The organism is Bacteroidota bacterium, assembly GCA_016706255.1.
GTDB lineage: Bacteria > Bacteroidota > Bacteroidia > Chitinophagales > BACL12 > UBA7236.
The window spans coordinates 434185-447863 of the sequence record JADJJZ010000029.1; the positions used below are offsets into that span (position 1 = coordinate 434185).

At 36.3% G+C, this 13679-nt stretch carries 15 protein-coding genes; 7 read left to right on the forward strand and 8 right to left on the reverse strand.

The features are described 5' to 3' along the window. The first annotated feature begins 98 nt into the window (after positions 1-98). A complete protein-coding gene (locus tag IPI65_19875) occupies positions 99-902 on the forward strand; it encodes a TIGR00159 family protein (GenBank protein MBK7443689.1) in 804 nt (267 codons plus the stop codon). Here IPI65_19875 and IPI65_19880 read toward each other — a convergent pair. Further along, positions 879-1457 carry a tetratricopeptide repeat protein gene (locus tag IPI65_19880; protein ID MBK7443690.1) on the reverse strand — a complete coding sequence of 193 codons (579 nt, stop codon included), beginning with the start codon at positions 1455-1457 and terminating at the stop codon, positions 879-881. The genes IPI65_19875 and IPI65_19880 overlap by 24 nt on opposite strands. 48 nt (positions 1458-1505) lie before the next feature. On the opposite strand from IPI65_19880, the gene IPI65_19885 reads away from it, so the two are divergent. From IPI65_19885 to IPI65_19895, 3 genes are read left to right on the forward strand one after another with little or no spacing between them, the layout of a single operon-like run. Then, positions 1506-2801 carry a hypothetical protein gene (locus IPI65_19885; protein ID MBK7443691.1) on the forward strand — a complete coding sequence of 432 codons (1296 nt, stop codon included), beginning with the start codon at positions 1506-1508 and terminating at the stop codon, positions 2799-2801. A gap of 27 nt (positions 2802-2828) precedes the next feature. Further along, positions 2829-3233, forward strand: coding sequence for a hypothetical protein (locus IPI65_19890; protein MBK7443692.1), 405 nt, complete (start codon positions 2829-2831; stop codon positions 3231-3233). Positions 3234-3259: 26 nt separating this feature from the next. Beyond that, the gene (locus tag IPI65_19895; protein MBK7443693.1) at positions 3260-3400 is read left to right on the forward strand and encodes a hypothetical protein; all 141 of its coding nucleotides are present in this window, start codon (positions 3260-3262) and stop codon (positions 3398-3400) included. Between the two features lie 83 nt (positions 3401-3483). On the opposite strand, the gene IPI65_19900 is transcribed toward IPI65_19895, so the two are convergent. The 3 genes from IPI65_19900 to IPI65_19910 are packed head-to-tail and all read right to left on the reverse strand — an operon-like array spanning position 3484 to position 6018. Then, the gene (locus tag IPI65_19900) at positions 3484-4629 is read right to left on the reverse strand and encodes an outer membrane beta-barrel protein (protein ID MBK7443694.1); all 1146 of its coding nucleotides are present in this window, start codon (positions 4627-4629) and stop codon (positions 3484-3486) included. 19 nt (positions 4630-4648) lie between these two features. Then, on the reverse strand, positions 4649-5533 hold the full coding sequence (locus tag IPI65_19905) for a hypothetical protein (protein ID MBK7443695.1): 885 nt from the start codon (positions 5531-5533) through the stop codon (positions 4649-4651). Next, positions 5530-6018 carry an RNA polymerase sigma factor gene (locus IPI65_19910; protein ID MBK7443696.1) on the reverse strand — a complete coding sequence of 163 codons (489 nt, stop codon included), beginning with the start codon at positions 6016-6018 and terminating at the stop codon, positions 5530-5532. The genes IPI65_19905 and IPI65_19910 overlap by 4 nt, the downstream gene beginning before the upstream one ends. A gap of 122 nt (positions 6019-6140) precedes the next feature. Here IPI65_19910 and IPI65_19915 point away from each other — a divergent pair, with 122 nt between their 5' ends. Both IPI65_19915 and IPI65_19920 read left to right on the forward strand, forming a co-directional pair. Further along, positions 6141-6989 (forward strand): universal stress protein, encoded by an 849-nt coding sequence (locus IPI65_19915; protein MBK7443697.1) that lies wholly within the window; start codon positions 6141-6143, stop codon positions 6987-6989. A 43-nt stretch (positions 6990-7032) separates the two neighbouring features. Continuing rightward, the gene (locus IPI65_19920; GenBank protein MBK7443698.1) at positions 7033-7356 is read left to right on the forward strand and encodes a hypothetical protein; all 324 of its coding nucleotides are present in this window, start codon (positions 7033-7035) and stop codon (positions 7354-7356) included. Positions 7357-7422: 66 nt separating this feature from the next. Here IPI65_19920 and IPI65_19925 read toward each other — a convergent pair whose 3' ends face one another. Genes IPI65_19925 through aroC form a run of 4 tightly spaced genes read right to left on the reverse strand, consistent with a single transcriptional unit; the run spans position 7423 to position 11425 of the window. Then, positions 7423-7944, reverse strand: a complete 522-nt coding sequence (locus IPI65_19925; GenBank protein MBK7443699.1) for a YcxB family protein — start codon at positions 7942-7944, stop codon at positions 7423-7425. A 19-nt stretch (positions 7945-7963) separates the two neighbouring features. Beyond that, positions 7964-9583: an amidohydrolase gene (locus IPI65_19930; protein MBK7443700.1), complete on the reverse strand. Its 1620-nt coding sequence runs from the start codon at positions 9581-9583 to the stop codon at positions 7964-7966. Further along, positions 9580-10323 (reverse strand): SDR family NAD(P)-dependent oxidoreductase, encoded by a 744-nt coding sequence (locus IPI65_19935; GenBank protein MBK7443701.1) that lies wholly within the window; start codon positions 10321-10323, stop codon positions 9580-9582. The genes IPI65_19930 and IPI65_19935 overlap by 4 nt, the downstream gene beginning before the upstream one ends. Positions 10324-10342: 19 nt before the next feature. Further along, positions 10343-11425: a chorismate synthase gene (gene aroC, locus IPI65_19940; GenBank protein MBK7443702.1), complete on the reverse strand. Its 1083-nt coding sequence runs from the start codon at positions 11423-11425 to the stop codon at positions 10343-10345. A gap of 68 nt (positions 11426-11493) precedes the next feature. Here aroC and IPI65_19945 point away from each other — a divergent pair, with 68 nt between their 5' ends. Continuing rightward, positions 11494-12714, forward strand: coding sequence for an imidazolonepropionase (locus IPI65_19945; GenBank protein ID MBK7443703.1), 1221 nt, complete (start codon positions 11494-11496; stop codon positions 12712-12714). Positions 12715-13679 lie beyond the last annotated feature (965 nt).

The window sequence follows — 13679 nt, forward strand, 5'->3', positions numbered from 1 at the left end:
TAGAACTAATTATTAAAATATTAATTTAAACTAACCAAAAATGTATCTGATATTCATTTTTGAATATCACCTGCTTAGTTTAAATTTACCCCATGCAAATGTTGTTGAGCCTTGGATTCCTGGACCTGACTTTGGTGGATATTATCGATATTCTGCTGGTTGCATTTATATTATTTCAGCTTTACCGTTTGGTAAGAGGTAGTTTAGCGTTCACCATTTTTATAGGGTTGCTGGTTATTTACGTATTGAGTTTGGTGGCAAAAGCCCTTGAATTAAAGCTGATGAGCGAAATCCTGGGTTCTTTTATCAGCGTAGGTGTAATTGCGGTGCTGATCGTATTTCAACCTGAAATAAGGCGCTTTCTTTTATACGTGGGACGAAGTAGCGATTTCAGAAAAGCGAACTTCTGGAGCGCACTCAGCCTCAAAAAAATACGTACCGGCGATTATAACCAAAAGGAAGTAAAAGAACTCACCGAAGGAATTATGTCGCTGAGCCAGTCCAAAACCGGAGCCCTTATTGTTATCCCCCAAACATCACAATTGCGATTTTATCAAAATACAGGGATTACCATTAATGCCGCTATTACCAAGGATATCATCGAAAGTATCTTCTTTAAAAACAGTCCTTTGCACGATGGTGCGCTTATAATTGCTGACCATAAAGTGGCTTCCGCTAAATGTGTATTGCCGCTCTCCGATAACCCCGATATTCCGGTAAAACTGGGTTTGCGTCATCGTAGTGGTGTTGGCATCACCGAACAAAGCGATGCTACCTGCATTATCGTTTCAGAAGAAAACGGTGAAATCAGTTACGCCCGTGAAGGACGATTATATCAGAATATTAGAAAAGAGGAATTGCAAAAATTAATTGGCCGGTCACTTTTTCACAGCATCAATTGAATCTTTTGGTGCAAAAACAGTATCCGCTTTAACACCGGTGCGCTCCATAATGGCTTCCAGCAAACCCTCAGCATCACCAACGTATTCAACTTGCAAATCAATATTCACCGAATAAGGACTCTCAGGATACTTCTCCTGAATTTGCTTCAGGTAAACTCTTGCCTGCTCATAATTACGCAAATTATCTTCACTAACACGTGCCCCAATTGCAAGAGCCTGTGGCGCTGCAGGTGACTCCGGATATTGTGCTACCAGACGTTCTAACACAGCCAGTTCTTTGCCATAATCGGGCATTACATGATATAACATGGCCGATTTCATCAAAAATTCAATACTTAAACTATCGTTAGGATATTGATTTACGAATTCTAAATACTCATCAATTAACTGCTCCGCTTCCACTTTTTGCTCCACACCCAATACCGGATTAGCCTTTAAAACGCTGTCCATTTGAGTTGCCATCTCATCAATTTCTTTAAGTTCCTTGCCTTTTTTATCACAGGCAGTTGTTAAAACCATTACCATCACTGTTAATACAGCAAAATATTTTTTCATAATTAATCTTGTATTTTAGAGGCACAAATTTACGTTAAAAACAAGGCAGTGAAGCACCTTTTTGTCATTTTAGTAGTATTTATTCTAAGTTCATGCAATAGAATTATCATTCGATATGCATCGGAAACTGATATCCAAACACAGGAAATTCCGCCCCACGACCCTTTGTGTAAGAAGTCCATTAGTTATGTTGCAGACCTTAATCATCTAAATGCAACACCCATTCGGTACGTTCGTGTTAATTTTCATATCATGCAAAGAAGTGATGGTACCGGCAGTTTTTCGGAATCACAAGGTCGCGATTTTATCAGAGAACTCGTACGTCAAAGTAATATTCGATGGGGAGGAAATCAGAAAATGAATTTGCCTGAACAAAATGAAACAGCGGTAATTCCGATTCCTGTGCGCATCGTTTTACAAAAAGATGCAACTACAGGTGAAGATGCCATTTATTTCCATAAAGATGATTCATTAGCATTTTGGAATCGCAGTGCGAAAAAAGGACCGAATTCATTAAGCGATAAAACAGTAATCGATAAATATAAAATTGGCGGTGATTCAATTATCAATATTTTTTTAATTGAACATGTTCCGGACAGTATCGATAGCCCTACATATGGTGGTGCAACGTTATCGGGAATTTCATTTATAGGTAGTATTAAATTGTTTAGTATGTATAATCAATTTACTACCGTAAAATATCGCAACGATGGTAGTCCTTTTACACATGATGTATTTTTCCTCTCTAAATTATTAAATCACGAATTAGGTCATAGTTTTGGATTAAATCATACCTGGAATTGGGATGATGGTTGTGAAGATACACCACGAAATCCGGGTTGCTGGAGTGAAACCGGTAAAGCACCCTGCGATGGTGTTATCAGCAACAACATGATGGATTATAATTGGAATCAATTGGCTGTAACCCCTTGCCAGATTGGCCGTATGGAATATACTTTTTTCAGAGAAAAAGATGGCGCAAGGCAATACACACTCCCATTGTGGTGCGAATATCACCCGTTTGAAAAAGTGGTGGTATATAAATACGAACAATTAATTTGGGATGGCGGAAAAGATTTATGGGGAGATATAGAAATTCGCGAAGGGGCAACTTTAACGATACGATGTGATGTATCGTTGCCGGAAAAAGCCAAAGTAATAATTAAACCCGGAGGGAAATTAATTTTAGATGGCGGGAAATTATACAATCGCTGCGGTGATAAATTTGACGGAATTGAAATTTGGGAAAATAAACGTACCAAAGAAATAGGTCAAATTGTGCTAACCAACAATGGAATTATTCAGGATGTTGAGCACTACGAAACAATAAAACAAGTAGAATAAATAACATATTTACGGAAAAATCATTTTATGCAATATAAAACTTTTAGCTTCCTCTCTCCTGTTACTTTTATTCTTGCATTTGCAGGATTTTTTCTCACGTTTACAGAAGTAAATTGTAATGGTCAGCAATTGGATACTATTAAGGGAATTGAGTTGGTGACAGGTTATGAGCAAGATTTAAATATTGTAAATAATGACTCTACTGAAAATAAAGAAGAAAAAAAAGCAGAACGTTACGACCCGAACATTTTTGCATTAAATGCATTTATTGCCGCTATTATCGGATTAATTTTAATGGCAGTAAAAAAATTGCGCACCAATTATAAATTAGTGAGCATAATTGCCACTATTGGGTTTATTTGTTTGATTGCCATGATGCTAGATTTAAAATCAAAATTGCAGAAGCTCAAAATGATTCAGGCAGTAAATTAAATATTGACCTGAATATTGATTTTAAGATGAAGTTTGGATATTGGCTGGTAACTGCCAGTTTTTTTGTTGCAGCATTGTGGAATGCCATGATGGGATTTGGAAATAGAAAAACGAAAGAGGATTTTGAATTTGAATCACATGATCATCTTCCGGCTGAGCCTTCCTAAATTTTTACGAATTGAGCACAAATTAAAAAGGCAGGATATTGCTACCCTGCCTTTAAGTTGACCAAACCTATATAGAAGAATTTTTAAAACCCGCGTCGTATAACCAGACCTACTGAAAACGGATGCAAATCAGGTCCTTCACCTTCTGCAAACATACTGGTTAAGTCGTATGAGGCATAGAGGTTGAAATCACCATATCCAATGATATAATTTACTTCGTGACGGAATTGAGCAAGATTAAAATCATCTTTTTCAATATCTTTTTCACCGTCGTATTTCAATTTTGTTTTACCGCGTAACATTAATGCCGGGCTATAACCAAATTGCATACGGAAGCTGTTTTCAGTATCCCATGGTTTTGTTTCGAAACCAATTAACAGCGGCACTGCTAAGTGTGTGGTATTAAATTTATTTTTTTCGTATTCTAAAGTTTCGGTATTGATAGTGAAGGTGTCCACATCCGGTAATATTGAAAAGTTATTATCGAAACGGAAGTGGTGCCATTCAAAGCTCAATCCATAATTAAAATTTAAATATCCTTTAGCCATATTTACTCTTGAACGGAACACGTGCAGGTTAACATCAAAACTTCCCCAGCCATGTAAGTCTTCCATTTCAGCATATGGTTCATCTACCTGAACTTTATAATCGCTGTTTAAGAAAGTATTGTAACCCATATCAAATAACCACCATTCGGTATCAAACACATCTACATAGTGATCATCAATTTCTTCCACTTCTGGCACTTTACCAAAACTAACGTCAACATCTTCATCATCTTCACCTTCTTCGTGTACAATTAATCGCCAGTTACCGATTGTGATTGAAGTTGAATCACCTGGTAAAGTATCTATCTGAGTCATACTTGAACCTAGAAATCCTAATTCACCTTCTAACTCTTGAAGATCTTCCAACAACTCAGCATACTCTTCGCTGTCCATTTTGAGTGTGATATTTTCTGCACGAATATTAGCTAATTCATCCTGAATATCTTCCATTTCTTCACGCAAATCAGTTGATTCCGGGTCGAGTACTACACCGTTTTTTGTGATACTTTCATCATAGATTATATATACATTCCCTTCAGGTGTAACAATCGTAACTTTATCCTCTTCAATTTTAATTGTTGGATTTGCCGGAGGCGGTGGAGGTGGTGGTGGAGGCGGAACCTGAGCCTTTGCAATAATTGCTCCCATCAAAATTGCTGCCATTAACATAAACTTTTTCATAACGTTGTATTTAATTGTGTTAATTATTTGATTTTTTTCTACTGTAATAATTGAATCCTAATATGTTGATATTTTTTGTTTTTACTTTTTCTGCAGCTTTATCATCTTTCAAAAATGGTTTAATTGGATTTAAATCATAATCTTTAACATCTTCAATAACTGCACCAACTTCATCACCAATAGCAACTGCATCAATCCACCAGTCAACCACTGTTTTATTATCGTTCAATGAAATATCAGTAACATTAGTAACCTTAACCGGTTGATTTATCTGAGCATTATTTGCATAAATAGGTTCAACAGTTTCCGGTATTAATTCCTGATTATTATTTTTATTTTGTTCTAACTTTAATTGAATTGCTTTAGCGTAATCAATTTTTTGTATCGGGTTGATTTCGCGTTTAATTTGTTTTTCGGGATTGTTGTTTTTTTCTATCGGGGTATTATCCTGTTCCTGATTAGCAAATTGTTTATCATTATTTTTTGGCTGTTCATTTACAGCAGGTAATTCATTTATGCTATCTACATTTCTATCAAATGCATATTGACCAGTTGTATTTTCGTAGTTATATTTTTTTATAGCCATTTGTTGTTCACTATTATTTCCGTTATACAAACGCACACCAACAAACACCATAATTGCGGCTGCAACGGCTGCTGAATATTTCACCCAGCTAAACATGGTAATTACGCGACCGGCCGTTTCTTTTTTCAGACTGTTTTTATCTGCAAAAACAACATGCATATCAGGCTGTAATTTTGTTGCACTGAATAATTCGAGTTCAGCCTTCAACTCAGGATGAAAAACTAAAAACTCGTTTAGTTCTTTTTCCTGTGCAGCAGAAAGATTACCTTCAATGTAATCGATCATCCATTCTTCGTAATTATTGATATTAATGTTCATATTAAATGATGTATACTTATTAAATATTCTTTGAGGCTTTGACGCGCTCTGAAAATGTAAACTTTAACCTGACTCTCGCTCAAATTGAGCATCTCTCCTATTTCTTCATAACTGTATCCCTCATAATCTCTCAGCAACACACAGTTTTTTTGCACATCGGGTAACTTTTGCAGTGCTTTTTCTATCGCTTCTTTAACATCTACCTGCACTTCTGCTGTTCCCCCTTTGGCTGCTTCATCAATTTCTTCAACGTAATCCATCCTTTTATGTTTGCGGATATGGTCGATCATATTGTGATAAGCCGTGCTGAATAAATAACTTTTCGCCTTGTCAAACTGAACATTTTCATGATTCTTCCACAAAATCTCGAAAGCATTCTGAACGATATCCCGGGCATCGTCATCGCTTTTTAAACTCTTGCGGATGAATCGGTAAACACCATCAGCCCACGTATCAACGGTCTCGTTATATTCTTTTGGTGTCATCCGACTATATGGCGAATTAGGTGGGTAAAAAGTTACAGGTTTATTAAAAATATTTTAAAATAGCAGTAAAAATCACTGTTTTAAAGGCTTTTAAGCAGTAAATTTACTTCAAAATACAGGTTATGAGCATACTCTTTCCAACAGATTTCAGTGAACATTCAGCCAAAACCTTTGGTTTTGCGCTCGATTTGGCCAAAAAACTCAACGAAACCATCACTTTGGTGCATATTTACCCGGTTCCACTAAACTATGCAACTGCCGATGAAACCCGCATGGGCGATTTGTCGGAAGAACTGATAAATATTACAGAATCCGCAGTTGAGGACAGGTTGCGACAGTTTAAAACCGACCTCCAGGATCAATACGGAAGCAATTACCCTGAATTAGTTCGGGTTAACGGCATATTACGCATGGGTTTTGTTGGGGATGAAATAGCCCGTGCTGCAGATGAAATTAATGCGAGTTACATTGTAATTGGTGCCAAAAAGCCTACCGGCATTAAACGTTTTTTAGGTGGAAGTGATGTAGGAGCAATTATTAAAAAAAGCAAGGTGCCCGTTTTTACTGTTCCTGAAGATTATAATTTCCGTTCAATCGATAAAATTGGTTTTGCTACCGACCTTACTTATAACGATAATGAAGTAATTGCGCGTTTACTTAGTTTATCAGAACAATTGAGTTCTGTTATAAAATGTTTCCATGTGCATAATAGTAATGTAGAGGTTGAAAATGCTATCATCAGCGATTTTATTGAACGCTACAAAACCGAAGCAAATAACCGTTCCATCACCTTTGAATTAGTAGATAATGTAAATGTAACAGATGGTATTGATTACTATGTTAAAAACCACGACATTGATTTATTAGTTGTAATAAAACAAAAAACTTATTGGCTGGATATTTTTGAAAGCAGCGTTACCAAAAAACTGGTATTTCATGAAAATGTACCGATGTTGATTTATCATGATTAATGAAGTAACAATCTAATTGCTGTAGTGACGATATTTAGTAAGTATGGCAACTAAACTATCTTCATTTCTGAAGGAGCTAAGTAATCAGGAATTGCATCTGTTTTATTTCTACAGATATAATGAATTTCTGCCTGGTTCTCAAGCTCAAATTGATGCAGAATTACGAAAAAGAAACCTTCAACTTAATATTACGGCAAAACCCGTTAAGCTTGAAATTGTTGAAGGAAACGCTACCGCACAATGTAAAAAATGCGGATCAACCAGGTTTATAGCTCAATTAAAAACAGAAATTAAAATTGGAAAATTCGCACGAGATGAAAGCGTTTATAAGGAGTATAAATGCAGTTTGTGTAATAAAATATATTAGTATTTATTTGTTAAACATTTGGTTTCAAATGCGGGATATAAATGTAATAATTTAAATACTTACTCATCATTTTACATGCGTAACTTCTAATGATGCTTTTATATAATTTTTTACTTCTAAACCACACTGCACAAATTCCGGTTCTGAATCGAAAGCGCGCTTTGGGATTAGGAATACTTTTATATCAGTATGATACAGTAAAATAAATTTCGGAGTTAATTCGATTCTGTTTATGGCATTCCAGTCTACAGAAACTTCATTATTGCCGCTAAGGAATTTAATTCCGGAAGGTGAAATGAACATTGTTTTTGTTTCGAAATAATCAGGATTTTGTCTGAGGGCACTATTAAGTTTACGCATTGCCAACCAAACAGGGAATAGATAATAAATGAGTAATAATAAAACAATAGGTAACCCGGCATAAACAAAATACAACCATGAGGTTGAATTTAGTTGGTAACCTAAACAGTAACCAAAAATCAGCGACAAAACAATCAAATACACAAGTCTGGACTTGATTCTGGCCCAAAAATGCGATTTGTAAAAATCATAATAATCTGCTTGCTGCAATGTAAATCTTAATTCCATCAAAGCCTTTTAGGAGTCATTATTTGCCACTATACACAAGAACCCCACCAATATAGGTATACAACACCTTCACACCAAACAATTCAGCTTCCGGCACGGTCATAATATCTTTATCTAAAACAACAAAATCGGCGAATTTACCTGCTTCCAGACTGCCTTTGTCATTTTCTTCGAATGCTCCGTATGCGGCCCAAATGGTCATTGCTTTTAATGCTTCTTGTCGCGTTAAAGCGTTTTCTTTTTGAAATCCTTCTTTGGGAAATAATTTTTGATCCTTTCTTGCCACTGCAGCGTAAAATCCAAATAAAGGGTTAATACCTTCAACCGGAAAATCACTTCCATCTAAAATAAATCCGTTTTGTTTTAATAAGTCTTTATACACATAAGCAGCGGTAATTCTCGCGCCTAAACGTTCATCTGCCCAATACATATCACTTGTTGCGTGTGTTGGCTGAACGGAAGGAATGATATTATACATGCCGAATTTTTTGATGTCATTTTTATTTACCACCTGACAGTGTTCTACGCGCCAGCGTAAATCATTTTTTCCCTGGAGCACTGTTCCGTATACATCTAACACCATTCTGTTGGCAGAATCACCAATTGCATGTGTACACATTTGAAAGCCCATATTATACACTTTTTGTGCTCCTGCAAGCAACGAATCATAACTGTAATAATAAATGCCATAATTACCCGGATCATCGCTGTACGGTTGCAATAAACCTGCTCCTCTGCTGCCTAATGCGCCGTCGGCATAAAATTTAAATGCATTAACGTGAAAATGTTCTGTATAAATACTTCCGGAAGCACTGAAATAGTCAAATGTTTTTTGATTCGGGTTTGCCATTACATATAAGCGCATTTGCAATTTGCCGTTTTCATCCATCATCTTCAGGTTTTGGATTTCCCATAAATCTAACCCTGCATCCTGCACAGAAGTTAAACCTACAGCCATACAATTATCCTGTGCCAGCATGGCAGCATTTTGCAAAAATGTTTTACTTTTTGTCGGCATTTTTTTCGTTACTAACTCCAAAGCATTATCTAACAAAATACCGGTGCAAACACCTTGTTTTACTTCAACAATACCACCTGTAATAACGGTTGTAGGCGTTACACCGGTTAATTCAAGTGCTTTTGAATTTACCAATGCTGCGTGCCCGTCTACACGCATTAAATACACCGGTGTATTTGGAAATAATTTATCGAGTGCTTCTTTTGTTGGAAATTCTTTTATTTCCCAATCATTTTGATCCCAACCTCTGCCAATTACCCAACCACCTGTTTTACTAATATCATGTTTTTTAATTTTTTCGGTTACTTCAAGAAACGAAGTTGTTCCTGTTAAATCAGTATACGATTGTTCGATACCATATTGTAAAAAGTGACAATGTGCATCAATAAATCCGGGATATACAACTTTACCTTCTAAATCGACAACGTTGAGCGACCAATATGTTTCCGCTATTGTTTCGTTTTTACCAATAGCTAATATTCTTCCATCATCAATAGCCATACTTTGCGCCATTGAAAAAGTAGAATCAACTGTATAAATTTTTGCGTTGGTAATAATTAAATCAGCCTCAATTTGTTCGGGCGGAAATAAAAATAAAAATGAGCATACAAAGGGTATCATAGTGTGACGCGTTGAATGGGTTCCTGCGTGCTATCGATGTTTAAGGCAAGGTGAACATACCTTATGGCTACATCGTGCACATTATAAAGTTGCTGATTTTTATGCAGTTCAACAAATTTATTTTTTGCAGTGAATCCCGATTCATCGGCATTGCGGATTTGCGCTTGCATTGCGGTATCGATAACACCCGGTGCAAGCGCAAAAATTCGGGTGGATTGTGATTTCGGTAATTGAGCCTGTTCCTGCACTAGACAAAGGGTCATCATGTCAATTGCAGCCTTGGTTGAGCAATAAATGCTCCATCCGGCATACGGTGTTTTGGCTGCCCCGGAACTTACATTAATTATACATTTATTTATATCAGTTATTTCACCGTATTGATTCAAAAATTGATTCGATAAAATATGTGGTGTTACAATATTGAGCGTATAAGTTGAATTAATAATATGATTTTCGAGCTTGCCTGCAAATAACATCTCCCCTAAACCACCTGCATTATTTATTAAAACAAGATGTTTAACTGTAGCAGGAATTTCAGGCAACTGAATAGAATTTACCAAATTAAAATCTGATAAATCAATTTGCTGATGAAAATAATTTTTGTGTGTAATTGTATTTTTTCGCGCAAATCCGTAAACTAAAGCACCTGTTCTTTGCAACACATTTAATGCAATGGCATTTCCTAAACCGGAAGAGGTTCCTGTTATTATCCAGATTTCGGAAATTGCTTGCTCAGGCATAAATAATTAATTAAGAAAATTATTTTTGATATGTGCGATGTAATAACATAAAATCAGCAATTACCAAAGCTGCCATTGCTTCAACAATAGGTACAGCGCGGGGTAATACACATGGGTCGTGACGGCCTTTACCTTCAACAATTACCGTTTCACCCAAATTATTTACACTTTGTTGTGGTTGCAAAATGGTTGCTACCGGTTTAAATGCAACTTTAAAATAAATATCCATTCCGTTGCTGATGCCGCCCTGAATACCACCACTGTGATTTGTTTTTGTAACTATTTTTCTTTCCGCATTTTTTTCAAAAATATCGTTGTGTTCGGAACCTAACATTTTTGTTCCTTCAAACCCACTTCCGTATTCAAATCCTTTTGCAGCATTTATCGACAACATGGCCTGACCTAAAGCTGCATGTAATTTATCAAAAACAGGTTCACCTAATCCTGCAGGAACGTTTTTAATCACACAATTAATTGTCCCGCCAATTGTATCACCTTGCTTTTTTACTTCAGCAATACGCTCAATCATTTTTTGTGCTGTTGCTTCATCGGGGCAGCGAACAATATTATCTTCTGTTTTTTCAAGATGTAAATCCTGATAATTTTTGTCCAGCACAATATCACCCACTGCACTTACATATGCCTGAGCAGTAATTCCATACTGTTGAAGCAATTGTTTAGCGATGCTGCCTGCCACCACGCGTGCGGCAGTTTCCCTTGCTGAACTTCTACCCCCACCCCTATGGTCGCGAAAACCATATTTTTGGTCATAGGTAAAATCGGCATGACTTGGACGATAATTCTCTGTTAAATGGGCGTAATCTTTTGATTTCTGGTCCTCATTACGAATTATAATTCCGATAGGCGTTCCGGTAGTTTTGCCATCGTAAACACCACTTAAAATCTCAAATGCATCAGCTTCCTGCCGTTGTGTAACAATTTTCGACTGCCCCGGCTTGCGTCTTGCCATTTCATTATACATGAAATCGAGGTCAAGCTGAATACCCGGAGGGCAGCCATCAATAACAACACCAAGGGCCACACCGTGCGATTCACCGAAAGTGCTGATTCGAAATAAAGTTCCAAAAGAGTTCCCCGCCATAAGTGCGAAATTACGCAGAACAGGTTATTTTTTTCTGTTTACAGCGATTTCACGGATATTTGCAACTGATGGCAGCTACCCTGATTAGTAATATTAAAACGCTTTGGCAGACAGACGACGGAACACGTGTGGTTTTGCGTGGTAAAGCAATGGCAACGATTCCGCATCTCAATAACGCGTGGCTATTGATTGAAAACGGTTTGATTGCTGATTTTGGCACAATGGATACCATACCTGAAATGAATTGCACACAAATTGATGCATCAGGAAAAATGGTGTTACCCGCATGGGTAGATAGTCACACACATCTTGTTTTTGCCGGCAACCGCGCTGAAGAATTTGCCATGCGGATTAAAGGCAAAACTTACGAAGACATTGCTGCTGCCGGTGGCGGCATTATAAAATCAGCGGCTAAAATGCGGGGAATGGATGAAAGCGAATTATTTGATAAAGCGCAGGAACGTTTAGAACATCTAATTCAGCTTGGCACGGGAACAATTGAAATAAAAAGTGGTTATGGATTATCTACTGCAGCAGAATTAAAAATGTTGCGTGTAATCAGGAAATTAAAAGAGAAAAATCAAATCGAGATAAAAGCTACCTTTTTAGGTGCACATGCAATACCAACAGAATATAAAAATAATCGCTCCGGGTATATTGATTTAATTATTGATGAAATGTTGCCAAAAATTGCTGATGAACAATTAGCAAATTATTGTGATGTATTTTGTGAAGAAGGCTATTTTACCAATGAAGAAACCGATCGAATTTTAGCTGCTGCATCGGAATTTGATATCAAACCAAAAATTCATGTAAATCAGTTTACCAATACCGGAGGCATACAAACCGGAATTAAAAATAATGCCATTAGTGTTGATCATTTGGAACATTTGGGAGAAGCCGAAATAAATGCCTTATTACAAAGCAATACATTACCTGTTGCTTTACCCGGATGTTCGTTTTTTATTCAGATACCATACACACCCGGAAGAAAATTAATTGATGCAGGATTACCTATCGTGTTAGCAAGTGATTTTAATCCCGGTTCATGCCCGTCAGGCAATATGGCATTTGTTGTAGCACTTGCTTGCATACAAATGAAATTAACACCTGAAGAGGCCATTAATGCAGCAACTTTAAACGGTGCTGCAGCGCTTGAACTCAGCAATAAAGTGGGCTCCATCGCAAAAGGAAAACAAGCGCGTTTAATCATAACAAAACCCATTGAAAGTTTAGCTGAAATACCTTATCGCTTTGGTGCAAATTTAATTGACCGGGTAATTATTTAATCCTCGCTTTACAATATTTTGCGCACGAAACTGTCTATAGTTATAGCTGACAGTTGTATTGTCATTTTACAGTCTTTTTACACTTATTAACAATTCATTAAGCAACAATTTTAGCATGGTTGCGTTAATACATGAAATTCAAGGCCATGCCTAACCGAAGAAATCAAAGTCCGGCAAACAAGGACGAACAATTTGTAATTTGGTTCAAACTCTTATGGGGAGGAATATTATCTGTTGCATTGATTCTACTGATGATATAATCGGGGATGATGCGGGAGATAATATTCCGAGAGTTATTTTGAATGCATAAAATGTTATGTAAACATTTTTACCACTGTCTTATTTAAATAAATTATATTAGTTTGCTTGTAGCGTATTAGGCAACGTAGCAGACATTTATTACGCCAAAAGGAATAATGTTATATTTGGCATTACAAATTATACATTTTATTCCTATACAATTGATTATTAATATCTTCCACGCTGTCTATTTTACAACCTTTGGGCATTATTTAATAAACCTGAATATAATTGCATGCCTGGTATTTTTATTGTTAAGTTTCAAACGACCTCAATTTATTGGTTCAGATGTCTTAAAAAAATCGGCTATATTTAACATCCGATTATTCATTTTAGCTGCAATATTAGCTTTACTTGGAGAATTATTTTCCACTTATCAAATGTATTATTTAAATAACTCAGCTAATGAATATGAAAATCAGGCTTTTCTAAAAAATGACAGACTGTTTGGGAAATATTGGTATGGCTATTGGGGGTATAGTTTGTTTTATTTACTCGCAATAATATTAATGTTTATTAAACCGATCAGGCAAAACTATTTTTTTTCGTTTATCGTAATGCTTTTGAGTCAGGCCGTTTTGATGTTCAACCGTTTTATAATTATTGTAACTTCCAGCCATCGGGATTATATTCCATCGTCATGGACAATGTATTTTAACTGGAAA

Bases quoted from the DNA above. Each gene is read 5' to 3' on its own strand.
- IPI65_19890 (MBK7443692.1), top strand. From the start codon at position 2,829: ATGCAATATAAAACTTTTAGCTTCCTCTCTCCTGTTACTTTTATTCTT.
- IPI65_19880 (MBK7443690.1), bottom strand. From the start codon at position 1,457: ATGAAAAAATATTTTGCTGTATTAACAGTGATGGTAATGGTTTTAACA.
- IPI65_19935 (MBK7443701.1), bottom strand. From the start codon at position 10,323: ATGCCTGAGCAAGCAATTTCCGAAATCTGGATAATAACAGGAACCTCT.
- aroC (MBK7443702.1), bottom strand. From the start codon at position 11,425: ATGGCGGGGAACTCTTTTGGAACTTTATTTCGAATCAGCACTTTCGGT.
- IPI65_19900 (MBK7443694.1), bottom strand. From the start codon at position 4,629: ATGAAAAAGTTTATGTTAATGGCAGCAATTTTGATGGGAGCAATTATT.
- IPI65_19945 (MBK7443703.1), top strand. From the start codon at position 11,494: ATGGCAGCTACCCTGATTAGTAATATTAAAACGCTTTGGCAGACAGAC.
- IPI65_19930 (MBK7443700.1), bottom strand. From the start codon at position 9,583: ATGATACCCTTTGTATGCTCATTTTTATTTTTATTTCCGCCCGAACAA.
- IPI65_19875 (MBK7443689.1), top strand. From the start codon at position 99: ATGTTGTTGAGCCTTGGATTCCTGGACCTGACTTTGGTGGATATTATC.
- IPI65_19925 (MBK7443699.1), bottom strand. From the start codon at position 7,944: ATGGAATTAAGATTTACATTGCAGCAAGCAGATTATTATGATTTTTAC.
- IPI65_19905 (MBK7443695.1), bottom strand. From the start codon at position 5,533: ATGAACATTAATATCAATAATTACGAAGAATGGATGATCGATTACATT.
- IPI65_19895 (MBK7443693.1), top strand. From the start codon at position 3,260: ATGAAGTTTGGATATTGGCTGGTAACTGCCAGTTTTTTTGTTGCAGCA.
- IPI65_19920 (MBK7443698.1), top strand. From the start codon at position 7,033: ATGGCAACTAAACTATCTTCATTTCTGAAGGAGCTAAGTAATCAGGAA.
- IPI65_19915 (MBK7443697.1), top strand. From the start codon at position 6,141: ATGAGCATACTCTTTCCAACAGATTTCAGTGAACATTCAGCCAAAACC.
- IPI65_19910 (MBK7443696.1), bottom strand. From the start codon at position 6,018: ATGACACCAAAAGAATATAACGAGACCGTTGATACGTGGGCTGATGGT.